Origin of the sequence: Brevibacillus centrosporus, assembly GCF_003710815.1 — a bacterium.
GTDB classification, from domain to species: Bacteria; Bacillota; Bacilli; order Brevibacillales; family Brevibacillaceae; genus Brevibacillus; species Brevibacillus centrosporus.
In genome coordinates this window covers 104,456-130,173 of sequence record NZ_RHHP01000008.1, presented here as the reverse complement: position 1 = coordinate 130,173, position 25,718 = coordinate 104,456, and the positions used below count along the sequence as shown (strand labels likewise).

The window sequence follows — 25,718 nt, the reverse complement described above, 5'->3', positions numbered from 1 at the left end:
GAATAACATGGCATTGTTAGAAGCGAAAAACTTGACGAAGCGCTTTGGTGGACTGGTTGCCAACCAGGACGTTTCGATTTCGATTGAAACAGGTAGCATTACGGCTGTTATCGGCCCGAACGGTGCCGGCAAAACGACCTTTTTTAACATGATCACAGGCTTTTACGAGCCCGATGAAGGCGAAATCCTGCTGAACGGAAAAAGCATCAAGGGACTTCGCCCAGACCAAATCGCAAGCCGCGGAATTACGAGGACGTTTCAAAACATTCGTCTGTTCAAGGAAATGACGGCATTGGAAAACGTCATGGTCGGTGTGCACAGCCGGTTGTCCGCTGGGCTGCTTGGAATCTTGTTCAATACGAAGCGTGTGCGGGAAGAGGAAGAAAAGGCTCGCGTAGAAGCGTATCAGCTGATGGAGTACGTCGGAATCGCGCATGTTGCCAATGAGGCAGCAGGCAGCCTGCCATACGGTCTCCAACGGCGTCTGGAGATTGCCCGCGCGATGGCAACCAACCCGAGCATCATTTTGCTGGATGAGCCAGCAGCCGGGATGAACCCCCGCGAGACGGTAGAGATGACCGAGTTCATTCGCCGTTTGAAGCGCGAACTGGACCTGACGATCATCCTGATTGAGCACGATATGAAGCTGGTCATGGGCCTTAGCGAATATATTCACGTGTTGGACTACGGACGCAAAATCGCCGAGGGAACACCGGAGCAAATCCGCAACAACCCGAATGTGATCGAGGCGTATCTCGGAAAAAGCGCGTCGGAAGTGTCGTAGGAGGAGGAAACGAGTATGGCATTGTTGGAATTGCATAACATTCACACCTATTACGGCGGAATCCACGCGTTGAAGGGCTTGACCATTTCAGTTGAACAGGGTGAAGTCGTGACGTTGATTGGTTCGAACGGTGCGGGGAAATCGACCACACTGAAGACGATCTGCGGCCAGACGCGTGCCCGTGAAGGCAAAATCATTTTTGATGGCAAGGATATTACAGCACAGCGTACCCACGATGTTGCTCTGATGGGAATCGCGCATGTCCCGGAAGGACGTCGCATTTTTCCTAAGCTGACAGTACGGGAAAATCTGGAGATGGGGGCATTCTCCGTCACAGACAAAAAGGTGATCGACGAAGGAGTGGAGCGCGCTTTTGCGTACTTCCCTCGTCTGAAAGAGCGGATCAATCAAAAGGGCGGAACGATGTCCGGCGGGGAGCAGCAGATGCTGGCGATCGCTCGCGGTTTGATGATGAAACCAAAAATCTTGATGCTGGATGAGCCGTCGATGGGATTGGCGCCCATTCTGGTTGAGCAGATTTTTGACATCGTTACCGAGCTGAACAAAGAGGGCATGACGATCCTCTTGGTAGAACAAAACGCGAATCAGGCCTTGTCCGTAGCCCATCGCGGCTATGTGATCCAGACGGGTGAGATTATTTTGAAGGACGATGCGCAGACTCTGCTGGCAAATCCGCAGGTTCGCGAGGCGTACTTGGCGTAACGAGAGATGAAAACAGAGAAAGCCTCGTGTTCCGAGAGTGGACACGAGGCTTTTTTGCGGATAAGGGCACTCAGCTATTTCCGGCAGGTTCTGCAATGGGCGAGGAAGTCTCGGCTTGCTCACTGGACTGTCTGTTCCACTCCTTTACCACCAGGAGGAAGATGCCAAGCAGAATGACGCTGATCAGGATCAAGTAATGGCCGAGCTCGGGGATAAAGTAGCGGATGTCGCCGCCTTTATAGCCGAGACCGCGTAAAATCTGGAAATGAAGGGATAGCGGAATCGCTTTGTTTACCCATTGAAGCAGTTCAGGAAGCAAGGCGACGGGCACCTGACCACCGCTGAGCAAAAAGGAAGGCATGATGAGCATCACGATGCGTCCGGCGGCCTTCGCAGGGACAGGAGCTGTCCAGCCGATCAGCATAGCCAAGAGGCAGGTGCATAGGGTGTACAAAAAGAAGGGCAGGAAGATTTGCAGCACATGTGCCTCAAAGCGCAGGCCGCCCACTTGTTTCAGGACTCCGATGACCAAGTAGCAGGAGATGCAGCCTAATAGAGCGTAAGGAACGACACGTAAAACAATGCCTACCGGGTGTTTCAGCTCCTCTTCCAGCTTGCCCTGTTCCCGCAAGCGTGGAACGATCGTGATGGTGTTGATGCCGAGCAGAACGAGCAGGACGACATTGACGAACATCATGACAGAGCTCATGACGGTTTGACTGGTCGGATTATAGAGAGAGCGCTGTTCCAGAGTGAGTGGAGACGGACCGGTTTTCGTGCCGTTTTCCATCCCGATGACCTCGCTTACTCCCGTTCGTATGCTGCTGGCGCTGGCGGTCAATGTCATATCGAGATACAGGCCGACGTTGATCGGCTTTCCTTGCAGATAGGCAGCCTCCAGTCCCGCGGGAAGGTAAAGGACGCCGGAATACTTTTCGTTGTAGAGGAGCTGGTCTGCCTCGATGTAGTTGTCAAAGACACCGTTAACCTGAAGATATTGAGAGGCATCGAGCTTGCTCAACAGCTGGCGGCTGTATAGGCTGTGATCCTGATCGACGACCGCTAAAGAAGCTTCGTTCACGGTGCCATTTTGAAAAATGTAACCAAATACCGCGGCAACCACGAGCGGGACAATCAGGATCAGGATGACGAATTTGCCGCGGAGGATGTGTGTCCACTCATCAAGGATGGTTCGCACCCGTATTCACCTCCACGGTCATTCCTGGCAGTAGCGACGGGGAGCGTGGCACATCGACGCGAACCAGGAAGGAGCTTACATCCGATTGGCCCTTCTCCCGGCTCATGCGCATGCTGGCGTATTGGGGAGCAGAAGTTATGTAGCGTACTTTTCCACTGATATCCTGATTCAAGGCGACAATACGCCCAACGACTTGGCCGTTGACTTGATAGTGATGGATCTGGGATTCGTCTACATACAGATTGTAGTAAAGCTGATCGGATTCCACGACGACGACAGGGGCTCCCGCCGCAACGATCTCGCCGACTTTGGGAACGATGCGTGTTACTTTGCCATCAGCAGGAGAAGGAAGGACCATGCGCTGCTTTTGCAGCTCTAGCGTTTGCAGTTGAATGGCGTATGCTTCCTTTTGTGCGACGAGCAGATCGATGTTGTAGGCGCTGTTTTGCAGATCGAGCCGGGCTTGCGAGGTTTGTGTCATGGAGGTTTTGGCTTTCTCGGTCTGGAGGCGTGCTTGCTGGCGCTCTTGGCTGGTTGCGCCGGACTGCAGCTTTTCCAGGAGTGCTTGCTGCTGGGCTACGCTGTTTTGCGTCGACTGTAGCTGATTGCTCGCCGTATCGAGAGCAGCCGAAGAGACAGCACCGCTATCGAAGAGGGCTTTGGTCCGCTCGTAATTGACAGTCGCTAAATCCAATGCTTGGCGGGCTGCTTCCAAAGCGAGCTTCTGCCGTTCGAGATCCTCGGCGCGCGTTCCTTGATTCAATAAGCTTTCGGAAGCTTGAGCGGCTGCAATTCCGATGCGTGCCTGTTCTTCCTGCGTGCTAATTTTGGCATACCCGTTTTGGAGAGCTTCCTTTGCTTGCTTAATCCGTACATCCTGCTGCTCCATATCTGCGCGTACTTTGCGGATTTGCAGGTCGATGTCTGCCGTATCGAGCTTCATGAGGATGTCGCCCTTTTTGACGGGCTGCTCTTCTACGACAGAGATGGACGTGATCTTGCCGCCCACTCCTTGAAAAGCTGCATTCACCGTGTCTGCGGTCAACAGGGTGTTTTTTTCGGTGGATGCCATCGTCACTGTGTCGGTGCCGTTCATGGCCATGAGTGTTCCGCCTGTACCGAGGGCGGCGAGCACGAGGAGGTAAGGGATGATTCGCTTTTTATTCGCCACCGATTTTCCTCTCCTTTGGATCGAATAGATAGAAAAGCAACACCTTGTTCATTAATAATCATGGAGTGCATTTCCATTATATCCACTGGAAAAAGGAGTTCAATAATCAACATGGGCTTGTTCTGTTCATAAATCAACAGCGGGATACGCAGGTGTTCAGCAAGTTTTTGGAAAAAGGAAAAAAGACTGCCCTTTCTTTTGTTCGGGAGAAAATGCAGCCTTGTCCGACCGGCGCCTATGGATGATCAGGAGGCTCTTTCGCAGGGTGCGCGATTGTGGAAAAAAGCAGTCCGGTCGGGCCGTTGAGTGAGAGGGAAGCCATCATGGTGGCCATCTCTCGCGGTGTGTATTTCATGCCAGACTCAAACCAATGCTGGATGACTCCGAGATTGGCAGAAGTGAAATAGGAAATCAAATAATCGATGGGAACGACTTTCGCGGCATCATGGGTATGTAGGGGGATCAGCTTTTCATAGAAATTCGTTTCCATAAAATCCCGCAGCTTTTTCTGGAAGGTGGGATTCCCTTTTGGGCCAAGGATCGCCTTGAAAAAGGCTTTGTGCTCGCTCAAGTACTCAAACACGCGTATCAATGGGGGATAGACTTCCTTCCTCGCGAGGTATTGCCTTACCTCTGAAGGATTGGCATGCCTGGTAATTTCACTGAGTCCTTGAAGTGCTTCCTCTTCGGACTTCTCGAGCAAGTCGTATTTATCGACGTAGTTGAGATAGAAGGTCCCTCTATTCAGGCCGGCCCTTGTCGTCAAATCTTTGACTGTAATGGCATCGAAGCCTTTTTCCTCGATCAGCTCAGCGAGTGCTTCTTTTAACATTTTCTTTGTACGGACGATCCGTGGATCAACGCTCTGTTCAGACATAGAACCTCCCCTTTCCCTAGGCGTGGTGTATGTACCAAACATTATAGTTAACAGCATGATCATTAATCAACAATAAGTTCATTAGATTCTTTCCCGACAGCAAAAAGAGGAAGAGCACCGTCTCCCTCTTTACTGGGCTGCTGTTTCTAAGAATGAATTAGCATTCACAAGCTACGATTACCAGCAAAATAAAGAGCACCAAAATCAAGGCGAAATCATCTCCACCGAACAATCCCATGATCTTTCCCCCCTTTATTTTCGGACTGCTCTCAGGATATGAACAAGGCATCCCGTTTGCTTGGACAAATGAGGAGGGTCAGGAGTGGAAATACGGGAATACGAATAGGATGCGCCTCGCGAACGAGTGTGTAAGGTGGACGGATGAAGGTAGCGCTGCTCGAAAATCCATGGATCCTCAGAGCAGCGCTGCTTCGCGTCGAGTTTTTGCCGTCTGTAAAGGAGTAACCGCTCTCTTAGCGAATAAAGTTTTCCATGCAACCCTTGGCGTGGTAGGAGAATCCGGCTGCGGCAAAAGTACGATGGGACGAACCATCCTGCGGCTTACCGATCCCACGGAGGGGCATTCAGATCGCATTGGCTTGATGTATTTGGGGCAGATGGTCGAGTATGCTCCGACAGACAGCCTGTTCGCCAATCCGCTTCATCCGTATACGCAAGCGCTGCTGTCAGCCGTTCCGCTCCCCAATCCGTATAAAAAGAAGGAGCGGATCATCCTGCGTGGAGAAATCCCGTCACCCATGTATCCGCCGTCCGGATGCATCTTTCATACGAGGTGCCCGTATGTGATGGGCGTATGCAAAACGGAAGCCTTGACGAGAGCAGAAGCGGCAAAGGGCCATGTGGTAGCCTGCCATTTTTATGGGGAGAAGGAAAGCTGACGAATAGCATGTAAAAACCTGCCAAGCCAGGTAAAAGGGATGTAGAGCCTTGTTCTGCGTCTTTTTTCTTTTTCTTGATTTGTCGATCCATCTGTTCTTTGTTTCTGCTATGATGAATTTATTCACTATTGGCATTCTTTACTTTTGCCATTTTACAAATGATAGAAGGGTCAGTCTGGGGAAAGAGGAGGGGGAGCTGTGCTGGATATCAGTCCTCATTTGGTAGAAGGAAGCGAAGCGCTGTATTTGCAGCTGTATCGATATTTTTGTGGAGAAATTCAGTCCAGGCGGTTGCCGTCCGGAACGAGACTTCCCTCGGTGAGGGTACTCAGCCATCATTTGCGCGTGAGCAAGACAACCGTGGAAACTGCCTATCATCAGCTGCTCGCGGAAGGCTATTTGGAAAGCCGGGAGCGGAGCGGTTTTTACGTGGTGGATGTGGGGTGGGATGGCTCTGTGTCTGCCGGGCGCCAGAGCAGCCGTCAGCCTGTGCAGACGGAGGAGCCTGTTCCCTTAACAACGGTACGCGGGGAGCACGCTGCCATACGCTATGATTTTCATCAGGCACAGGTCGATGCAGAGCATTTCCCGTTTGAGTTGTGGCGGCGGTATGCGAATCAATGCATGCAGCGGGAAAACCACAGTGTGCTCTATTATGGGGATCGTCAGGGAGAGCTGGCGCTGCGCGAAGAAATCGCCCGCTATCTCGGACAAGCCCGTGGTGTGCAGGCCACAGCCGAACAGGTCGTGCTTGGAGCAGGGACGCAGGTCATGATCACGCTGCTCGGCCTTATGTTTGGTCTTCACGGACAAGCTGTCGCGATGGAGAATCCCGGATATAACGGTGTTCGTGCGGTTTTTCAGCAACTAGGCTTTGATGTCCTGCCGATTTCATTGGAGGAGGATGGCATCGATGTGGAGTTATTGGAGAAAAGCGGGGCAAGGCTGGTTTACATCACGCCCTCCCATCAGGATCCGACAGGGATCGTGATGCCGTATGCCAAGCGGCTTAGGCTTCTGCAATGGGCAGACCGGACCGGGGGCTACATCATGGAGGATGACTACGATGGCGAATTTCGCTACAGCGGAAGGCCGATTCCTTCCCTGCAAGGGCTGGATACAGGGGGACGAGTCATTTATTTAGGAACGTTTTCCAAAGCATTGCTGCCGACCATACGTATCAGCTACATGGTTCTTCCCAATTCGCTGCTGCCGATTTTCCATGAGAGATTGATCGAATTTGATCAGACCGCGTCGCGCATTCATCAAGAGACATTGGCGCTCTTTATGAAGCACGGCGATTGGGTGAGACACATCCGAAAGATGAGGACGCTGTACCGCAAAAAGCATGAAGCGCTGCTGCGTGTCTTGCAAGAAGAGATGGGGCCATCCATTCGGATCACGGGCCAGGATGCTGGGATGTCGGTCACCGTGGAGGTTCAGAGTGTGTACAGTTCCAAAGAGCTGTCTGACATCGCCGAAAAAGCAGGAATTCGCGTACACCCGGCTTGTCACAAATGGATCAAGCCGCTAGAAAACAGTCTGCCTTCCTTCCAGTTTGGCTTTGGCGGGCAATCGATTGAGGACATCGAGGCAGGGATTCGGCTCTTGGCAGGCGTGTGGCAGCCCTATTTGATAAAGAAGGGATAAGGGAGAATATCGAGACAGGGTACGAAGAAAAGGGAGAGGCACGCAGCTTGTCATCCTCCCTATTTGTAAAGGGAATGAAGCAGATCTTTCCTGTCGCGGCAGCAGGAATCGTCGATGGCTTGGTATTCGGCATTCTGGCGAGGCAAGCGGGTCTTGGGGTGACCGAAGCCATGCTGTTTTCCTTGCTGGTCAATGCAGGATCGTCGCAATTTGCGGCCGTTGGCTTGATTTCACAAGGGATCGTTGGATGGCCGATTTTGGTATCGACTCTTTTGCTGAATGCAAGACATCTGCTGTACGGGCTCTCGCTAGGCCCAAAATTTCGGGGGACATCGCCGTGGAAGCTGGCACTGATGGGAGGCTGGCTCAACGACGAGACCTATGCCCTGAAAGCGACTTACTTGGCGAACGGAGCCAAACCGAGCCTTTCTTATTTCGCAGGAGCGAGTGCGGCGGATTACTTGATTTGGAATATCAGCACATTTGCGGGAGCCTGGTTTGGTACCGTGTTTACACAGACCGAGGCGTACGGACTGGACTTTGCTTTTGTGGCGACCTTTCTCGGGTTTCTGGCTGTCAATCTGGTGTCGACCTTTCATGTCAAAGTGGCGGGATGCGCAGCCGTCGTGGCATGTGTCGGCTACTGGCTGGGTGGCGCGACTGTTGCCATCATTGCCGGAACCTTGACGGCCGTGGCGATTGGGGCGGTGAGTGGTGAGCGATGAGCGTAACGTGCTCTTGTATATCGTAGGGATGGCCTTGATCACCTACTTGACACGCTTTCCGATGCTTTTGATCAGCTCGCGTTGGGAAATCCCCGCGTGGCTGAAACGCGGTTTGGCGATGGTGCCCGTAGGGGTGTTCAGCTCTATGACTATTCCGCCGATCTTGTTTCACGCGCCAAAAGGGACATGGAGCCCGGAGTATCTCGTGGCGGGAATCGTCTCGCTGTCGGTAGGCCTTTGGAAAAAGCAGATTGTGTGGGCTTTGCTGGCAGGTGTCGTTGTAATTGCGCTCTGGCGTCAGCTGGTTCAATGGATGTAAGTGAAAAGAGGCAGCTTGGGACGGGAAATGTTCGAGGCTGCCTCTTTTTCATTTTTACTACGAATGTCTTCAAGAACGATATCCGAGATGGGCGGACATTTCCTGGACGGTTGCCAGTGTTTCATGCAGGATGTCCTCTTGCTGCGGGAGCACACGATCCGAAGGGCCGATGACACTGATCGAAGCGGTTACCTGACCAGATGTATCGAAGATCGGTGCGGCGATCCCCGTTACACCGTTGTTGCGGCGGTTGGAGCTTATTTCGTACCCACGCGCTTTGATCACCAGCAGATCGTCCTTGATCGATTCGATCGAGGTATAGGAGTGCGGGGTGTACATCTTGAGCGTCGCTTCCTCGAGAATATCCTCTTGGAACTCGGCTGGCTGGTAGGCGAGCAGCACACGTGCAGCAGTCGTAGAGTACAGCGGGAAGCGCCGGAACGATTCGACTGTAAAGCGAATCGGATGGGGCGAGTCCACTTTTGCCACGTAGATCGCGTCACGCGCATCCTTTACACACAGGACGACCAGCTCGTTCGTGCGGGAAACGAGGCGGTTCAGATACGGCATCGAAAAATCGACGATGTCGTGGTTCTTCAAGACTTTGGTCCCAAGCTCCAGAAGGGTGTAGCCAAGCGTGTACTGCTTGGTTTTTTCATTTTGGCGTATAAAGCCTTCGGATTCCAAGGTGGAAAGCAGCTTGTGAACCGCCCCCTTGGACATTTCAAGCATTTTGCTTAGCTCGGTAACACCAATCTCTTTCGGTGAATCCAGAAAAATTTTTAACAGCCGGCAGCTATTGCGGACTGATGAGAGCACTTGATCCATGAAACCGTCTCCTTAGAAGCTCATTGGTTTTATTCTACCATGAAACGAAAACGCTTACTCCAAGAATTGAGCCAATGGTTTTTTTTATTGGACTACCTTGAATAGTCAGTTTCTTGTATGGTAGTATACTACTATCGTTCTTGAATAGCAAACATCGTTCTCTATTCGTGAACAACTTAGAAAAAATCGGGGGTTGAACACTGTGAAGAAAAAGGCATTATCTGTACTCTCTATTTTTGCACTGACAGGATCTCTGCTCGCGGGATGTGGCTCGCCAGCGCCGCAAGCCGCAGCGCCAGCACAGCCATCTGGTTCAAAAGAAGGAGCTTCCGCGCAGGTACAGCTGGAAGATACCTTGGTCGTAGCAGGTAACGGCGCGACGGTTGAAAAGCTGATGAAGGACGAGTTCTTCAAAAAGTTCAATGAAAAATACCCGAATGTGAAGCTGACGTACGTTTCCGGTGTTTCCACGGAGATCGTAGCGAAAGTCAAAGCGCAAAAGAACTCTCCGCAAATTGACCTGACAATCGTAGAGGGCGGCGAGCAGGAAAAAGGCCGTCAGGAAGGCCTGTGGGAGACTGTGTCTGCGACCGACATTCCGAATATGAAGAACGTGCCGGCAGACCTGAAGATCAAGGATGACAGCGGAGTCGTGGTCAACTTCACACCGATGGGAATCACCTATAACACCGAGCTGGTGAAAGAAAAGAACCTGCCAGTACCGACGTCCTGGAACGACCTGACGAAGCCGGAAGTGAAGGGCAATATCACAATGACAGATGTAGCGAGCAACTTCGGACGCTCGACGATGATCATGCTGGCTTATGCCAACGGTGGGTCGGAAAAGAACATCGAGCCTGGCTTCCAAAAGATGGCGACCATCGCGGGTTACATGCCGACTTTTGCAAAAAGTGCCGCACAGCTGCAGCAAAACCTGCAAAACAAGAGCGCAGCGTACACCACATGGACGATGGCACGCAGCCTGACGCAAAAAGGAACAGGGCTGCCGGTTGAATTCGTCTTCCCAGAAGAGGGCGGAAACATCGTGCCAAACGTAGCGACCATGGTTAAAGGAGCAAAGCATCCGCAAGCAGCCAAAGCGTTCATCGACTTCCTGCTGACTGATGAAGTTCAAACCGCGTATGCAACCAAGCTGTACTACAACCCGGCAACTCCAGTGAAGCTTCCGGACGATGTAGCGAAAACACTGGAATTTGACCGCTCCAAGGTAGTGAACTTCGACTACGAGGTGCTCAGCAAAGAAACATCCAACTGGCTGGATCGCTTCAACAAAGAGATCGCACCCAACACAGGAAAGTAGGTGTCTTTCGTGACCAAGGTGATTGACGTCGAACTACGCGGCATCATGAAAAAATTTCAAAACAATGTCGTGGTTCAAGACTTCAACCTGCAGGTGGAGCAAGGCGAGTTTGTTTCTTTCCTCGGTCCATCTGGTTGCGGTAAAACCACGACCCTGAATATGATCGCGGGTTTTCTCGACCCGGATGGCGGTGATCTCTTGATCAAGGGACAGCGCATGAACGGCGTGCCTCCATACAAACGGGAGCTGGGGATGGTGTTCCAGACCTACTCCCTCTTCCCGCACATGACGGTAGCAGAGAACATCGCCTATGGCTTGAAGCTGAGAAAAGTCGGAAAGGCCGAAATGCAGGAGCGGGTAAAACGTGTGCTGGAGCTGGTGAAGCTGCCGAACGTCGCAGACCGCTACCCGAAACAGCTTTCCGGTGGTCAGCGCCAGCGGATTGCGATCGCCCGAGCTCTGGTTATCGAGCCATCTCTGTTACTGCTGGATGAGCCGCTCAGCAACCTGGACGCCAAGCTGCGCGAGGAACTTCGCGACGAGCTGAAGCGTCTGCATCAGGAGATCGGCGTGACGACGATTTTTGTTACGCATGATCAGGAGGAAGCGCTGTCCTTGTCTGACCGCATCGTGGTTTTGAATCACGGCTTCGTGGAGCAGATCGGTACCCCTCTGGAGATTTACAATCAGCCGGCTTCGGAGTTCGTCCATACGTTTATCGGAAAAACAAACCGAATGGAAGGCGAGGTAAGCGGTGTCGAAGGAGAGAGGCTCACCCTTCGCACCAAAGAAGGAATGACGATCCATGCAGGCAAACAGGAGCGACCGTTTGCCCATGGTCAGAAGGTGGTTGTCTTCGTACGACCGGAGAAAATCTTGCTTACGGATACGGCAGGGCCGGGGATCAACCAGGTGGAAGGACAGCTGCAGCTGGCATCGTTCCTCGGGTCGTACACCGAATGCGAGGTGCGTGCTGGCGGGCATACCTTGTCGGTGAAAGTGCAGATGAGCGACCGATCTGCAGAACGTGAGCCAGGTACACAGGTATTTTGCCAATGGAATCCGGAAGACGTGCTGGTCATGCCGGCAGAGAGGGGATGACGGATGAGCAAGCGTCTCTCGATTACACTGCTTACGGCTCCAGCCATGATTGTCCTTTTAGGAGTCTTCCTGATTCCCATGCTCCTGATGCTCTTGCTCAGCTTTCAGGATGAAAACGAAGCCTTTTCGCTAAAAAATTATGCCTTGTTTGTGCAGGATCCGTTTTATGTGCAAATCCTGTGGCGGACGATTCGCGTCAGTATTTGGACCGTACTCGCCACACTGGTGCTCGGCTACCCGGTGGCGATGTACATGGCGCAGGCGACTGGTAAAATGCGCGGGATCGTAACGATGCTGATCCTGGCCCCGCATCTGATCAGTGTGGTCATCCGCAACTTCGGCTGGGTGGTCGTGCTGGGGGAAAAGGGCTGGGTTAACGAGTCCTTGATCGCTCTGGGAATCATCGAGCAGCCGCTGCGGCTTTTGTACAATGAGCTGGGCGTGGTGATCGGTCTGACCGACTCGTTTATCGCCTACATGGTGCTGGCACTTGCGACGAGCATGTACGCGATCGACCCATCGTTGAACAAAGCGGCATCGATTCTCGGTGCTTCGCGCGTCCGTACGTTTTTCAGCGTGACGCTGCCGCTGTCCCTGCCTGGAATCATTGCAGGAACGACGCTGGTTTTCAGCTTGTCGATGAGTGCTTTCGTCACACCTGCGCTGATGGGGGGAACCTCGGTAAAGGTCATGCCAGTCATCGCTTATGAGCAAATCATGGCGACGCTAAACTGGCCGTTGGGGGCAGCGCTTGCCTTCCTGCTGCTCGGCAGCACGATCGTTCTCGTTACCCTGTACACCAAGCTGATTGAAACCAAGAGGTACAAAGAGGTGTTTGCGTCATGAAAAAGATAAACATACTTGGGCTTATTACCTTTTTGGTGCTGGTTCTGGTCAATCTGCCGTTTCTGGTCATCATTCCAAGCTCGTTTACGGCTGCAGGCTACCTGGCTTTTCCGCCGGAGGGCTTTTCCTGGCAGTGGTACAAGATGATTTTGGACAGACCGGAGTTTATTGACTCGCTTTGGACGAGCCTCAAGCTGGCAGCGATCACGGCTGTCTTGGCGACCTTTTTGGGGACGCTTGCGGCATTTGCCTTGTCCAAATACAAGTTTCGTGGGAGCGGCGTGCTCAATGCGTTGATGCTCTCCCCCCTGACAGTCCCATCGCTTATCATCGGGATCTCGGCACTGCTGTTCTTTACGAGAATCGGGATTGCCGGAACGTTTACCGGGCTCTTGCTCGCTCACATCCTGATTTCCATTCCGTATGTGGTGCGGCTCGTATTGACAGGGCTAAGCTCGTTTGACTACACACTGGAGAAAGCAGGGTACATGCTGGGGGCGCATCCGCTTCGGGTGTTCTGGGATATTACCTTGCCGCTCTTGAGACCTGCGATTGTGTCTGGAATGATTTTCTCGTTCCTGACGTCGTTTGATAACGTGACGGTATCGCTGTTTTTGGTGGCACCGGACACGACGACACTGCCGCTGGCGATTTTCACTTACATGCAGGAGACTTTGGACCCGCTGGTGGCTTCCATCTCGTCCGTTGTCATTTTGCTGAGTCTGGTGTTTATCATCCTGCTGGAAAAGGTGTACGGACTGGAGCGCCTATTCGGACTCAATTCTCAATCCCACTAAGGAAGAAGAGGCACTATGTCAATTCACACGTATATAGAAGACAACATGACAACCTTTCTGAAGCTGCTCGAAGAAGCGGTCAACATGGATTCCCCATCGCGGGATAAAGTGTTGGGTGATCGGATGGCGGGATGGTTCGCCCTGCAATTCCAGCGCTTGACCGGTGGTGCAGCGGAGCTGATACCGAACTTGCTCTACGGAGATCAAGTCCGTTGTACATTGGGCAGCGGAGATCGACAAGTGCTGATCATCGGTCACTACGATACCGTGTGGCTAAAAGGGGAAGCCGCTCGCCGGCCTTTCACCATTCAGGATGGAAAAGCATACGGTCCTGGCGTTTACGACATGAAGGCAGGCGTATTGCAAGCGATGTTTGCGATGAGGGCCCTGGTCCAGCTTGACCGTTTGCCAAAGGATACAAAAATCGTTCTGCTGTTAAACAGCGACGAAGAAATCGGGAGTCCCACTTCTCGTGCATTGGTCGAGGAGGAGGCGTCGAAGTCGATCGCCAGCTTTGTGCTGGAGCCGCCGACCGAGCCGATCGGAGCCTTGAAGACCTGGCGCAAGGGCAGCGCTCATTTTACCGTACAGGTTCACGGGGTGTCCGCTCATGCCGGGGTCGATCATCAGAAAGGAATTTCCGCTATTGAAGAAATGTCTCGTCAGATTCAGTACCTGCATTCGTTAACCGATTATGACCTGGGAACGACGATCAATGTCGGCACGGTCAGCGGCGGGATCGGATCGAATGTGGTCGCTGATTACGCAGAGGCACAAGTCGATGTGCGCATCGTTTCCATGGAGGAGGCCAAGCGGATCGAACGGGTGATTCGCGAGCTTAAGCCGACTCTTGCGGGAACGAGCGTGCACGTCACAGGAGGCATCAGGCGTCCTCCGATGGAGAGAACGGAAGAGACCGGAGCTTTGTTTGAGTTGGCCAAAACCATTGGTCAAAACGAATTAGGGCTCGCTCTCGAGGAAGCGGGGACAGGCGGGGTAAGTGACGGGAACTTCGCTGCTGCATGCGGCTCCCCCACTCTGGATGGTCTCGGCTCCAAGGGAGGATTGGCTCACTCGCCGGATGAATGGATCGAACTGGGTGAAATAGCGGTCCGCGCTGCGCTGCTGGCGCGTTTGATCGAAGAAGTATAGAGAGAGAATAAATAGAGAAAAAGGCACCTGCAGGATGTGAGCGACTGACAGTCACATCGAGGCAGGTGCCTTTTGTATGGCCTTTATTTGAGTTCAGCCAGATGACGGCGCCCAATAAAGAGGGCGAGCATACTAATCAGGACAGCAATCGCACCAGCGTAAAAGGGAATGCTGGCGGTAAATACCTCTGAAAGCTTGCCGGCAAGCCAGGGAGCAATGGCACCGCCTACGAATCGCACAAAGCTGTAGGCAGAAGAAGCGACAGCCCTTTCCACAGGGGCTACGTCCATGACGGAAGCGGTCAGGACGGTGTTGATGAATGACGATCGCGATGACCAGGGCTGTCGGGGAAGTGACGCCGAAGCCCATGTAGGCAAGGTCAATAGCCAGCAGCAAAAGCATTCCAAACAGAGTCGGTACCGATCCAAAGCGATCCTGCAATTTCGGAGCGACAATCACAGAAGTGATCGCCAAGAGGACACCCCAGAAAAAGAAGACGAGTCCCAAGCTATGCTCGTCCATATTCAAAACAAATGGGGAATAGGCGAGCAGGGTAAAGAAACCGAAGTTATATAAAAGGGCAGTGACAGCCATGGTAAAGAGACCAGGGTAGCGCAGCGCACGGAACGGATCCAGCAGCGAGGTGCGTTTCGCAGGCTTGGGTATGTCCTTCAGCAAAACAAATACGGCCAAAAAAGCAATTGCCATCAGGACGGCTACACCAAAAAATGGACCGCGCCAGCTGATTCCGCCGAGCAGACCACCCAGCAAAGGACCGACTGACATCCCAAGACCAATAGCGGCCTCATACAGAACGATGGCAGAAGCAGTACCACCGCTGGCTACGCTGACAATAACCGCGAGCGCCGTGGAAATAAAAAAGGCATTCCCGAATCCCCAGCCTGCGCGGAACCACACAATCCCGTTTACGGAATTCGCCATCCCGCCTAAAAAGGAGAAGAGGATGATCGCGAGCAATCCGAACAGCATGGTGCGTTTAGGACCGATACGGCTGGACAGCCAACCGGTAGCCAGCATGGTAATCCCGGTCATCAGCATGTAGCTGGTGAACAAGAGAGAAACCTGACTGGGTGTGGCGTTCAGCTTGCTGGCAATAGCCGGGAGGATCGGGTCGACGAGACCGATCCCCATGAACGCGACGACGCAGGCAAAAGCAACGGCATAAGCAGATTTGGTCTGCTTGAAAATGGTACGGAGTGAATGGGCATCTGAAGACATCTTAGTTGTTTCCGTTGCCAAAAGACTGTAAAAGTCTACACATCTTTTGTTTGCTTCCTGCTTCAACGTGTCTGCTTTTGCCGTAGCTACTCACATTTGGTGTAACACTCCACAGGCGTAAATTCGGATACAACGAATCCTACATACCAGCAGTAACGTTTTGGTGTTAGTTTGCCAGTTTGGCTAAATTGAGAGCAGCGTTTACATCTCTGTCCATCTTTAGCCCACAATCACATTTGAATATTCGATCGGATAGCTTCAAATCTTTTTTGAATTGACCGCAATCAGAACAGGTCTTCGATGATGGAAACCACTTGTCTGCTTCTGTGAATCGGATGCCGTATTTCTCACATTTGTACTGTAACTGTCTTTTTAACTCGTACAATTTTTGTTGCGCTACAGCTTTTGACAAGTGTCGGTTCTTCATCATGCCTTTTATATTCAACGTTTCCATAACAACCGCGCTAGGCTTGGTTTTCGCGATAGCAGCAGTGGCTTGGTGAATGTGATTTTTGCGGATATTCGTTAGTCTCCGATGAAGCAAACGTATGCGATTTTCGACCTTTACAATGTTGCATGTTTTGACAAAACGGCTTCCCTCCTTGTTCATTTCATATTGACGAGAAACTTTACGCTGCAACCTGCGCAAGCGTTTCTCGGTTTTCTTTACAACTTTTGTTTTGTTAACGTTGTGGAATACCATTCCATTTGAACATACAGCTAGTTCCTTTACACCTACGTCTACACCGATAACTTCCCCAGTCCAGTTGGTTTTTTCGTCTTCTCTCTCGACACCTACCGACAGATACCAATACTTTCCGTCGAACGACACTCTGGGATTGATATGCTTTGCAGCGTCTGGTAGGTATTCGGCTGCTTTCAGTTTTACGTTATCGTTGTAGAACGTTGGTTTGGAACGTTTACGACTTTTGAAACACGGCTTGTCAGATAGTTTTTTGAAATACTGTTTGTATGCGTCACAGGCATCTTTGACCGCTTGCTTTGTCACATTGTTGGACACGTCATACAGCCACGAATACTCAGCTGTTTGTTTGAGTTGCGTCAGTTCCTTGCGTAGCGATCTGTCCGGAATGAATTTTTTACCATTTCGGTAGCTTTCTTCCTGTCTAGCCAGTGTCCAGTTGTAAGCCCAGCGCGCAGTATCTGCTGACTTCCACAGTTGGCTTTCTTGTTCGGGAGTTGGCTTCAACCTGACCTTATTCGCTAAGATCATCAGCCAGCAGCTCCTTTACCAACTTCCGCGCCTTGTACGCACGCTTACCTTGCAACCTGTGACTGAACACCATGACGATCTGAACTAAATCCTCAACCAATTCTTGCTCCTCTGTTTTTTCTGCGTTGTCTATGATTTCGATCTCGGTGCCAAAACGTTTAAAAAGGTGGGACAACCATTCAAAACCGAATGGAACCAACCTATCTTTGTACAGAATGACCACTCGCTCGACTTTCCCTTGAATGACTAGATCGACAAGGGAAAGCAGACCTCGCCTTTCATAGTTGATGCCACTTCCGATGTCGGTAATGACATCGAATGAGTAGCCCCTGGCAGTCATGAACGCCTTTACGTTCTCGATCTGGCGCTCTAAATCGCCCTTTTGCTTGCCGCTAGATACCCTGCAATACCCGATTGTGATACGTTCTTGTTGGATCGCAGGCTTTCTTAAGTAAGCATAAAGCTGCTCTTCTGTGTAATAGCGATATCCATTTTCTTTGACGAGGGCAGGAACAAACTTTCCGCTTTTGTCCCATTCCCTCAAAGTTTTTGGCGTTACACCTATCATCTTGGCGAACTTTCCGATAGAAAACATGTTTATCACCACCTAAACATATTGTAGACTATCGGTATTTATATACAAAGATGTTTATGGTTTTGATTAACAGTTATTCACCCCCTTGAATTCCTCAGTCAGCTCGGTTCGCTTGCTGACAATCCTCTCGAGCTTGTTATCGAAGTCTGCGAGCAGCTCTTGCATCCGTGCGATTTTGGTTTGTAAAAAATCGCGCTGAGGAGTGAGGGTATCCTCCAGCTTTTGCAGCATCTCGATCCGTTCGAGCAGCTCAGGCCCATCCAGATCGCGGTTTTTGTAATGCTTATTGTAAAATTCTCTTTGCTCCTCATACAGTCGGCCGAGCTCGACCATTTCCTTTATTTCGGCCAAGGAAGCTCCGAGCAAATCACGCATGTCGATGATGTGAAGAATCTGCTCGACGTCCGCATCCGTATACATGCGATAGCCGCCCTCGGTTCTCCCCGATGGAGAAACCAGTCCCAGTTCTTCGTAATAACGGAGGGCCCTCTTGGTCAATTTGGTTTTTTGTGCGACTTCATCGATTTTGTACAACGCGTTCCCTCCATTCGCATTAAGTCTTATCACGAGTCTCAAACAACAACGATAACATTAACGTAAACGTAATAGTTTTGTAATGTGAAATGTTCACGTCTAAGGGTATGTTTTCCAAAAAGTACGCGATTTGTGCAGGGAGACAGCTAGCGTTTATGGAAGGATAACAGAAGAACCTACCTACAATTTGTGAGAGAAGAAAAGAGGGTGAAACGATTGCAATATCGTCGTCTCGGCAACAGCGGCTTGAAGGTTTCGGCATTGGGGCTCGGAACGAATTCTTTTGGAGGAAGAGCAGACGAAGCTACCTCCACACGAATTCTCCACCAGGCGATTGAGTCTGGTATTACGTTCATCGATACAGCGAATATTTACACGAATACGGAATCAGAGCGAATCATCGGAGCAGCGCTGGAGGGAAGACGGCACGAGGTGGTCCTCGCGACCAAAGCGGGACTGGTACGGGGAGAAGGTCCTAACCAGAGGGGTTCATCCCGGTACCATTTGCAGATGGAGCTGGAGAACAGCTTGCGACGTTTGCGGACGGATTACGTGGATTTGTACCAGATTCATACCTTTGATCCAGAAACACCTCTGGAGGAGACGCTACGTGCGCTAGACGACATGGTTCGCTCAGGCAAGGTGCGCTATATCGGAGCGTCCAATTACGCAGCATGGGAGCTGGTCAAAGCTTTAGGGATCAGTGAAAATAAGGGACTGAACCGATTTGTGTCCACACAGGTCAGCTATTCCCTGGCCGATCGTACGCCGGAGATTGAGCTCGTACCTGCTTGCCTGGATCAAGGGGTCGGGATCATTCCGTATTTTCCTTTGGCAGGCGGCATCCTGACAGGAAAATACACATCGACAGAAAAAGCCCCTGAAGGCTCGCGTGCGGAAAAGGAACCACGCTTTACCCGCTTCTTGAACGAGGATAAAATCGCCTTCGGACAGCGCGTAAACGGCCTTGCTCAAGAGCTGGGACATTCTGCGAGCGCGATTTCGCTAGCGTGGCTGATGCACCAGCCCGTTGTGTCGTCTGTGATCGTAGGAGCATCACGTGTAGAACAGCTAGTGGATAATGCGCTGAGCACCTCCATCAAGCTGGATGAAGCGGCTCTTGCCCAGCTGGACCAGCTAAGTGAGCCGTATCGCCGTGGGGAGCCATTTGCCGTCTATCGACTGTCCTGATTCGTGAAAGGAAAAAAGCGATCCTCAGTGCGGGATCGCTTTTCTTATGCCTTATTCTGCAGCCATGCTGCTTTCTTTCAGGATGACGTCATGTGCGCCGCCCTCGACGAGACTGGTTGCCGATACGAGCGTAATGCGTGCTTTTTGCTGCAGCTCAGTGATGGAGAGCGAACCACAGTTGCACATGGTCGATTTGATTTTGTGGAGAGTGCGGTCCATGTTTTCACGCAGGCTGCCCGCGTAAGGAACATAGGAGTCTACGCCTTCTTCAAACACCAGGCTTTGCTTGCCGCCGGTGTCGTAACGCTGCCAGTTGCGGGCACGGTTGGAGCCTTCCCCCCAATATTCTTTTACGAAGTTGTTTCCGATCTTCACTTTTTTGGTTGGAGACTCGTCAAAGCGTGCGAAGTAGCGGCCCAGCATGACAAAGTCTGCACCCATTGCCAGAGCGAGCGTCACGTGATAGTCGTGAACGATACCGCCATCGGAGCAAATCGGTACGTAAATGCCGGTCTCTTTGAAATACTCGTCACGAGCTGCTGCCACTTCGATCACTGCGGATGCTTGACCGCGGCCAATTCCTTTTTGCTCACGAGTGATACAAATGGAACCACCACCGATCCCGACCTTGATAAAGTCCGCGCCAGCTTCTACCAGATAGCGGAAGCCTTCTTTATCGACGACGTTACCTGCACCGATGTAGACGTTGTCGAAGTTTTCTTTTACATATTGAACCGTATCTTTCTGCCACTCGCTAAAGCCATCGGAAGAGTCGATTACGAGGACATCCACTCCTGCTTCCACCAAAGCAGGTACCCGTTCTTTGTAGTCCTTCGTATTGATCCCGGCTCCGACGATGTAGCTCTTGTTTGCGTCGAGAAGAGAAAGCGGGTTGTTTTTGCGCGAATCGTAGTCTTTGCGGAATACGAGGAAGTCCAGGTTTTGGTTCTCGTCTACGATTGGCAGACAGTTCAGCTTGTGTTCCCAGATCAGGTCGTTTGCTTCCGAGAGGGACAGACCCGATTTGCCGACGATCAAGGAGGAGAATGGCGTCATGATTTCGCTGACTGGCTTATCCAGCGAGTCGCGGCTGATCCGATAATCGCGGCCCGTTACGATCCCGAGCAGCTTGCCTTTTGCCGAACCATCTTCTGTGATGGCTACTGTGGAGTGACCGGTTTGCTCTTTTAGCTCCAGGATATCTTTAAGCGTATGGCTTGGAGTCAGATTGGAGCGGCTGACAACGAAGCCTGCCTTGTACGCTTTTGCTTTGCGTACCATAGTCGCTTGGCTTTCAATCGACTGGGAGCCGAAAATAAATGAAATACCGCCACATTGAGCCAAAGCCACCGCCATGTGATGGTCGGATACAGCTTGCATGACTGCAGATGAGAACGGTATGTTTAGTGAAATGGCTGGCTTTTCGCCCTTTTTAAATTTGGTGATGGGGGTGGATAGGTCAACGTTTTGAGGCGTGCATTCCTTTGTGGTGAGGTTAGGAAGCAACAAAAACTCGTTGAACGTCCGAGATGGTTCTGTGTAATAATAAGCCACTACTCTCTCCTCCTATGAATTCTTTTTATTAGAGAATTTTTATCATGTTAACCGTGAAAACGTAATAACGTCAATAGGGAATCGAAAGGTGGAGTGTTTTTTGTTTAAATCTCTCAATCTTACGGAAGAAATCGAATTATTGCAACGATTAGATCTGGAAAAATCATACATATTCTATGGCAACTTACGGCTGAGAGCGAACCGGACTCTTTGTCTGGCAGAAGCAAATGAAAAGGGGTGGAGGGCGGCAGGCGCGTACTTGCAGGGGATGCCCTTTCACGCTTTCACGTTTTGTCTAATAGAAGAAACAGGCTCGTATTCGGTGAAAGGAATGCTGGAACAATTTCGCAAAAGGCTCAAAGTGGGAGAAGGCGAGCAGCGGGAAGGGGTTCTCACGGCTGTGGAATCGTGCGTTGCTCGTTTGGAGATCCCACATGCACTTGAGTGTAAAACCATGCTGCTGATGAAGCTGACCTCTGCCGACAGGCTTTTGCCCCGAGGTGAGTCTTTCCTGGTGGAGGAGGATAGAGGAGGAGCAGTGGAACAGCTGGCGAATAAGGTGGGCATGCTGAGCTTTCGAGCCGAGGAAGTGAGGGAAATGCCGCACATCGCGCTATCCTCCCAATCGGGTGAACTGACCGCCATGGCCGGCTTCCATGTCTATGAGGATGACTTCGTCGAAATCGGCAATATCGGAACGTCAGCGGAGTATCGCAAAAGAGGGCTAGGCATGCAAATCACTTCGGACATTTGTCGGATCGGCCTGCAAAAATCACCGAATGTGTATCTGTTTGTCTTTGCCGATAATGAAGCGGCGATTCGCGTCTATGAGCGGCTCGGGTTTACGACTGTAGAACGGTATGCATTCGTCACATTTCTGTGGTAGTAAAAAGGAGGAAAAACCGATGAAAACCTTTTTTCAATACAACTGGATGGTACGGGAACAATGGTATCAATGGTGCGAGGACGTGCCGGAGGAAGAGCTACTTCGAGAGAGGATCGGGGGAGCGGGATCTATTCTCTATACGCTGTATCATATCATCGACGTCGAGTGTAGCTGGATTCGTGTCTTGCAGGGAAAGCCCGATATCCAGGACGACTTTATGCAGTTCCGAAGCTTGGCAAAAGTTCGCATGCTGGATGCAAATTACCGTCCAGAAGTAGAGGAGTTTGTTATGGCGTGGGAGGACAGCATGGAAAGCAGGCCCTTTTGCGATCCAAGAGCTGGTGGAAGCATGGTCACAGACGCTTGGGGAGAAGTCGTTCGCCACGTGATTGCTCATCAAATTCATCATCTGGGGCAGTTGTCCATCTGGGCACGTGAGGTGGGCAAAAAGCCGGTGTCAGCAAATGTGATCGGCAAGCAGCTGATTTCTCCAAAAGACTAAATGAAAATCCCCTACCGAATGGGAAGGGGATTTCTCGTACAGTAAGAATTTATAAGATTCTTAGCCAGTATAAGTGCAACATAGCGAGACTTCGAACGAAGTGAGATAGCAAGATTTGTGCCCTTTGGGTACTAAGGCTCCACCGCAAAGCTTGGCGGAGCCTAATTTTGCTACCCTTTGAAATCAATGGGGATCGTCATGGAGAAGCAAGGACCATCCGGATCGTTGCGTGCGACGATCGTTCCTTTATGCGCTTCGAACACAGCGCGGGCGATTGCCAGACCCAGACCGTGCTTGCCAGATTTTCCTTTTCGGAAACGCTGGAACAGGTTGGGAAGCAACGCCTCCTCGATGGGTGGGCCGTCGTTGGCGATACTGATGACGGCATTTTGACCAATCATTCTGCCGGTGATCATCAGGCGGCTTTTCGCATATCGCAACTGATTTTCCATGATGTTCACAAAGGCTGTGCTCAGCTGTTCTCCATCAGCCTCGACTATCAGCTCCGAGGGCAGGTTCAGCTCCCACTCGACATTTTGATTGAGGACAGAGAGTCTTTGCTTCAAGAGGTGCATCATTTCTGCCAGATCGACCTTATCGATCTGTACCATCTGCGAGAAAGACTCGATCTTCGTTAAGTACAAGAGTTGCCCCACGACCTTTTCCAGACGCTTGCTCTCTTCCATGATGATCGCAAGCCCCTTCTCAGCTTGAGGGCCTGTGAACACGCCTTCCAAGAGGCCTTGGGTGTAGCCTTGGATCGCCATGATCGGGGTTTTCAGCTCATGGGAAATGTTTTGGATGAAATAGCCTTGGGACTCGTCGTACTCCTTCAATTGATTTTTCATCGAATCGAATGAACGAGCCAGCTGTCCGATCTCATCGCCACGGTCCATCGTGAGGGAGATATCAAACTGGCGGCGTGCGATTTTTTTGCACAGCTCTTCCAGACTTCGCAGCGGTTTGCTCAAATAGCCGCTGAACCAAATCGCCAACAGCCAGCTGACCAACAGCAGCAGGCTAAAAACCAGCAAAAACTGGCGGGTCAGGATCGAGTTGATCTGGTTGAGCTCCTGTTCCTTGGAAAACAGCACCATGTAGTACGGGAAGCCGTGATAGTCCATCCGTTTGCTGACGAACAAATAGTTTTCATCGCCACGCTCCAACGTTCCGTGCTGTAGCTGGCTGTTCGGATGAGCAGCAGCCCGGGCGAACAGCTCCCGGCTGTCGCTGAAAGGAATCCGCTCCGTACTGCGGCTGCCCAGCTCTTTCCCGTTTTCGGCGTACACGATCATGTCAAACGAGTACTCGTAGCGAGACAAAAGCAGCTGCAAAAAGTAGGGGGCTGCCGCGGGAACGGGAAGCAGCTCGTTGTTTTCATTGAAGGTAATATGCTCAGACAGCGTGTAAAACTCGTCCTCAAGCAGCGCGTAGGTATTGGAAACCAGGTATTGCTTCACCGCGAGCGGATAGCCTACCCCAAGTCCAATGCCCAGCACGCTGGTCAGGATCATGAACAAAATGAGAATCTGCCGGGAGAGCGGCAGGTCTTTCAGACGGAATTTCCTCATATACGCGTCATCCGATAGCCGAATCCATAGACCGTCTCCAAGGGGAACTTCGGCATTTTTTTACGGATGCGTTTCACCAGATCGTCTACGGCACGGTCGGAGCCGATATAGTCCTCCCCCCAGATCGAGGTGAGGATCTGCTCGCGGTTCAAAGCAAGCCCCTGGTTGTGGAGCAGGTAGACGATCAGCTCGAATTCCTTGGTCGTCAGATCGATCAGTTCGTCGTTCTCTTTTACTTGGCGTCCTTTTTCTGAGATCATATAAGGACCCACATTTACCCAATCCTGAAAGGTCTGGGGCTGTGCAGCTGCACTGCCTGGCTTTTCGTAGGTCCGCTGCAGCAGCTTTTTCGCACGGATTACCAGCTCTCGCGGGAGAAACGGCTTGGCTAAATAATCGTCGCTGCCCAGCTCGAGCCCGATGATTTTATCGACGTCCTGATCACGTGCTGAGATGAAGATGATCGGAACATTTGACTTCTCGCGGATCAGTCTGAGCAGCTCGTAGCCATCGATGTCCGGCATCATAATATCCAAAATCCAGAGGTGGGGCTGCTGCTGTGACTCGTCGAGATATGGGAGTACATCATTCCCGCTGGAAAACGCTTTGACTTGGAAGCCCGCGCTGGCTAAATAGGATTGCAGCAATTCTAAGAGATTGGTTTCATCGTCCACCAGATAGACGAGGTAAGGGGTATTCATCATGTTCGCCCTCGCTTTGCATCTGTTATTGATAACTTTAAGTGTATTGTAGCATAGGAAAAATGGGGTTGTGTGGCAGTCCCGTAAGAGAATCGTGGAAAACGTGTGGAAGCAGGATTCCCTGTCGCCCTCGCGAAAGCATTTAGGAAAGCTATCCCAGACATCTGGAAAGGAGCGACCACATGAAACAGCGCATGCAAACGTCTCTCGTGCTGCTATCCCTACTCCTGCTCACGGCTTGTACCGGTCAACCCGTTGAAACACAGCCCAAACCGGCTCCAGAGCCACCCGCTCCGACCGTCCAAACCCCTCCGCCAGTCGAACAGCCGCCGCAATACCCATATACGGCACCTCTCACAGGTCTTGGGAGCCAGGAGGACTTAAACAACAAAAGGCCGCTCATGGTGATGATCAACAACGCTCCTCCTGCCCGTCCGCAAAGCGGTATCAGCAAGGCAGACATCGTTTACGAAGTGCTGGCGGAAGGTGAAATGACTCGTTTTCTTTCCATTTTCCAAAGCCAGAAGCCCGAGGTGATCGGTCCCGTCAGAAGTATACGTCCCTATTTTATCCAAATCGGAATCGGTTTCGACGCGATGCTCGTCCACGCCGGAGGAAGTCAGGAGGCGCTGACTGCGCTCGCACGCTCTGATTACAGCCACCTCGACGAGATTCAAAACAGCCGCTATTTCTGGAGAGAGAGCTTCCGTAAAGCTCCGCACAATCTGTACACCAAGCCGGAGCTGCTAGAGCAGGCCATGCAGGATAAAAATATGAGGGCGACAGCAGAGCTTCCCCATTTTACGTTTCTGCCGCAGGATGCCGTTATTACAGAGGGCGAACCTGCGACTAAGGTGGATCTGACCTTTCACTCCCTGAACAAAGCGGGCTTTGTCTATGACGAAAAGGAAAAGAAATATATGCGATTCACAGCGGGCAAACCGCATGTAGATCTTACGGACAACAAACAGATCGCGGTGACCAACCTGCTGGTGATTTCCACCAAGCACCGTGTGCTGGACAGCGAAGGCAGACGTCAAGTCGATGTCGTAGGACCAGGAGACGGTTATCTGCTCCAGCAAGGTAGGGCGAAAAAGATCAAATGGAAACGCTCGGGCGGCGTAATTCGCGCTTATGCAGATGCGGCTCTCACCGAGGAGCTTCCTCTTTTGCCAGGGAATACCTGGGTAGAAATTTTGCCTACATCCCCCGGGCTGGCGCAATCCTTGAAGTTCCAGTAGGAAGATAAGGGTTGCAGACCACGCCGGTTTCTTCTAAGATAATGATAAAAAGGCTTTAGTGCTTAAAAATTGTAAAGTG

General features: G+C 51.5%; 25 protein-coding genes and 3 pseudogenes. 16 read left to right on the top strand and 12 right to left on the bottom strand.

Translation table 11 applies throughout. The features are described from left to right. Positions 1–7 precede the first annotated feature (7 nt). A complete protein-coding gene (locus tag EDM55_RS09635) occupies positions 8–784 on the top strand; it encodes an ABC transporter ATP-binding protein (RefSeq protein ID WP_092267403.1) in 777 nt (258 codons plus the stop codon). 15 nt (positions 785–799) lie between these two features. Beyond that, positions 800–1,507, top strand: coding sequence for an ABC transporter ATP-binding protein (locus EDM55_RS09630; RefSeq protein WP_092267402.1), 708 nt, complete (start codon positions 800–802; stop codon positions 1,505–1,507). A gap of 70 nt (positions 1,508–1,577) precedes the next feature. Here EDM55_RS09630 and EDM55_RS09625 read toward each other — a convergent pair whose 3' ends face one another. The 4 genes from EDM55_RS09625 to EDM55_RS09605 form a co-directional block, all read right to left on the bottom strand. After that, complete coding sequence (locus tag EDM55_RS09625; RefSeq protein ID WP_092267401.1) at positions 1,578–2,705, bottom strand: ABC transporter permease; 1,128 nt, start codon at positions 2,703–2,705, stop codon at positions 1,578–1,580. Then, positions 2,689–3,876: an HlyD family secretion protein gene (locus EDM55_RS09620; protein ID WP_246070858.1), complete on the bottom strand. Its 1,188-nt coding sequence runs from the start codon at positions 3,874–3,876 to the stop codon at positions 2,689–2,691. The genes EDM55_RS09625 and EDM55_RS09620 overlap by 17 nt, the downstream gene beginning before the upstream one ends. A 235-nt stretch (positions 3,877–4,111) precedes the next feature. Then, complete coding sequence (locus tag EDM55_RS09610) at positions 4,112–4,753, bottom strand: TetR/AcrR family transcriptional regulator (RefSeq protein ID WP_092267399.1); 642 nt, start codon at positions 4,751–4,753, stop codon at positions 4,112–4,114. Positions 4,754–4,910: 157 nt separating this feature from the next. Then, positions 4,911–4,991 carry a YjcZ family sporulation protein gene (locus EDM55_RS09605; protein WP_122960202.1) on the bottom strand — a complete coding sequence of 27 codons (81 nt, stop codon included), beginning with the start codon at positions 4,989–4,991 and terminating at the stop codon, positions 4,911–4,913. Here EDM55_RS09605 and EDM55_RS31295 point away from each other — a divergent pair. From EDM55_RS31295 to EDM55_RS09585, 5 genes and pseudogenes are all read left to right on the top strand, one after another. Beyond that, positions 4,990–5,325, top strand: a pseudogene (locus EDM55_RS31295) (hypothetical protein); the annotation flags it as partial. The gene EDM55_RS09605 and the pseudogene EDM55_RS31295 overlap by 2 nt on opposite strands. Positions 5,326–5,337: 12 nt before the next feature. Next, a pseudogene (locus EDM55_RS30865) lies at positions 5,338–5,652 on the top strand (oligopeptide/dipeptide ABC transporter ATP-binding protein); the annotation flags it as partial. A 198-nt stretch (positions 5,653–5,850) separates the two neighbouring features. Next, complete coding sequence (gene pdxR, locus EDM55_RS09595) at positions 5,851–7,302, top strand: MocR-like pyridoxine biosynthesis transcription factor PdxR (protein ID WP_122960200.1); 1,452 nt, start codon at positions 5,851–5,853, stop codon at positions 7,300–7,302. Positions 7,303–7,349: 47 nt separating this feature from the next. Further along, complete coding sequence (locus EDM55_RS30860; RefSeq protein ID WP_246070857.1) at positions 7,350–8,027, top strand: AzlC family ABC transporter permease; 678 nt, start codon at positions 7,350–7,352, stop codon at positions 8,025–8,027. After that, a complete protein-coding gene (locus EDM55_RS09585) occupies positions 8,017–8,346 on the top strand; it encodes a branched-chain amino acid transport AzlD family protein (protein ID WP_246070856.1) in 330 nt (109 codons plus the stop codon). Before EDM55_RS30860 ends, EDM55_RS09585 begins: the two co-directional genes overlap by 11 nt. Before the next feature lie 69 nt (positions 8,347–8,415). On the opposite strand, the gene EDM55_RS09580 is transcribed toward EDM55_RS09585, so the two are convergent. Beyond that, the gene (locus tag EDM55_RS09580; protein WP_122960199.1) at positions 8,416–9,174 is read right to left on the bottom strand and encodes an IclR family transcriptional regulator; all 759 of its coding nucleotides are present in this window, start codon (positions 9,172–9,174) and stop codon (positions 8,416–8,418) included. Between the two features lie 202 nt (positions 9,175–9,376). Between EDM55_RS09580 and EDM55_RS09575 the strand changes: the two genes are divergently transcribed. The 5 genes from EDM55_RS09575 to EDM55_RS09555 are packed head-to-tail and all read left to right on the top strand — an operon-like array spanning position 9,377 to position 14,391. Beyond that, positions 9,377–10,495, top strand: coding sequence for an ABC transporter substrate-binding protein (locus EDM55_RS09575; protein WP_092267395.1), 1,119 nt, complete (start codon positions 9,377–9,379; stop codon positions 10,493–10,495). Positions 10,496–10,504: 9 nt separating this feature from the next. After that, positions 10,505–11,596 (top strand): ABC transporter ATP-binding protein, encoded by a 1,092-nt coding sequence (locus EDM55_RS09570; protein WP_122960235.1) that lies wholly within the window; start codon positions 10,505–10,507, stop codon positions 11,594–11,596. A gap of 3 nt (positions 11,597–11,599) precedes the next feature. Further along, complete coding sequence (locus tag EDM55_RS09565) at positions 11,600–12,442, top strand: ABC transporter permease (protein ID WP_122960198.1); 843 nt, start codon at positions 11,600–11,602, stop codon at positions 12,440–12,442. Then, entirely contained in the window at positions 12,439–13,239 is an 801-nt protein-coding gene (locus EDM55_RS09560; protein ID WP_092267393.1) for an ABC transporter permease, read from the top strand. The genes EDM55_RS09565 and EDM55_RS09560 overlap by 4 nt, the downstream gene beginning before the upstream one ends. Positions 13,240–13,254: 15 nt before the next feature. Next, complete coding sequence (locus tag EDM55_RS09555) at positions 13,255–14,391, top strand: M20 family metallopeptidase (RefSeq protein WP_122960197.1); 1,137 nt, start codon at positions 13,255–13,257, stop codon at positions 14,389–14,391. Positions 14,392–14,474: 83 nt separating this feature from the next. Here EDM55_RS09555 and EDM55_RS09550 read toward each other — a convergent pair. The 4 genes and pseudogenes from EDM55_RS09550 to EDM55_RS09535 all read right to left on the bottom strand — a co-directional run bounded on the left by EDM55_RS09550 (position 14,475) and on the right by EDM55_RS09535 (position 17,993). Further along, positions 14,475–15,630 (bottom strand): annotated as a pseudogene (locus EDM55_RS09550) (MFS transporter). 166 nt (positions 15,631–15,796) lie between these two features. Next, a complete protein-coding gene (locus tag EDM55_RS09545) occupies positions 15,797–16,864 on the bottom strand; it encodes an RNA-guided endonuclease InsQ/TnpB family protein (RefSeq protein ID WP_122960196.1) in 1,068 nt (355 codons plus the stop codon). Further along, positions 16,848–17,465 carry an IS607 family transposase gene (locus tag EDM55_RS09540; protein ID WP_122960234.1) on the bottom strand — a complete coding sequence of 206 codons (618 nt, stop codon included), beginning with the start codon at positions 17,463–17,465 and terminating at the stop codon, positions 16,848–16,850. Before EDM55_RS09540 ends, EDM55_RS09545 begins: the two co-directional genes overlap by 17 nt. A 60-nt stretch (positions 17,466–17,525) precedes the next feature. Next, positions 17,526–17,993: a helix-turn-helix domain-containing protein gene (locus EDM55_RS09535; protein ID WP_170184342.1), complete on the bottom strand. Its 468-nt coding sequence runs from the start codon at positions 17,991–17,993 to the stop codon at positions 17,526–17,528. A gap of 216 nt (positions 17,994–18,209) precedes the next feature. Here EDM55_RS09535 and EDM55_RS09530 point away from each other — a divergent pair, with 216 nt between their 5' ends. Further along, positions 18,210–19,184 (top strand): aldo/keto reductase, encoded by a 975-nt coding sequence (locus EDM55_RS09530; protein ID WP_122960195.1) that lies wholly within the window; start codon positions 18,210–18,212, stop codon positions 19,182–19,184. 51 nt (positions 19,185–19,235) lie between these two features. On the opposite strand, the gene EDM55_RS09525 is transcribed toward EDM55_RS09530, so the two are convergent. After that, complete coding sequence (locus EDM55_RS09525; protein ID WP_122960194.1) at positions 19,236–20,738, bottom strand: IMP dehydrogenase; 1,503 nt, start codon at positions 20,736–20,738, stop codon at positions 19,236–19,238. A 100-nt stretch (positions 20,739–20,838) separates the two neighbouring features. Between EDM55_RS09525 and EDM55_RS09520 the strand changes: the two genes are divergently transcribed. Both EDM55_RS09520 and EDM55_RS09515 read left to right on the top strand, forming a co-directional pair. Further along, entirely contained in the window at positions 20,839–21,624 is a 786-nt protein-coding gene (locus EDM55_RS09520) for a GNAT family N-acetyltransferase (RefSeq protein WP_092267385.1), read from the top strand. A gap of 19 nt (positions 21,625–21,643) precedes the next feature. Next, positions 21,644–22,126, top strand: a complete 483-nt coding sequence (locus EDM55_RS09515) for a DinB family protein (protein ID WP_122960193.1) — start codon at positions 21,644–21,646, stop codon at positions 22,124–22,126. 170 nt (positions 22,127–22,296) lie between these two features. Here EDM55_RS09515 and EDM55_RS09510 read toward each other — a convergent pair whose 3' ends face one another. Both EDM55_RS09510 and EDM55_RS09505 read right to left on the bottom strand, forming a co-directional pair. Then, positions 22,297–23,697 (bottom strand): HAMP domain-containing sensor histidine kinase, encoded by a 1,401-nt coding sequence (locus tag EDM55_RS09510; protein WP_092267383.1) that lies wholly within the window; start codon positions 23,695–23,697, stop codon positions 22,297–22,299. Continuing rightward, positions 23,694–24,398, bottom strand: coding sequence for a response regulator transcription factor (locus EDM55_RS09505; protein WP_092267502.1), 705 nt, complete (start codon positions 24,396–24,398; stop codon positions 23,694–23,696). Before EDM55_RS09505 ends, EDM55_RS09510 begins: the two co-directional genes overlap by 4 nt. Before the next feature lie 182 nt (positions 24,399–24,580). Between EDM55_RS09505 and EDM55_RS09500 the strand changes: the two genes are divergently transcribed. Continuing rightward, positions 24,581–25,639, top strand: a complete 1,059-nt coding sequence (locus EDM55_RS09500) for a DUF3048 domain-containing protein (protein ID WP_092267382.1) — start codon at positions 24,581–24,583, stop codon at positions 25,637–25,639. The last annotated feature ends 79 nt before the right edge of the window (positions 25,640–25,718 follow it).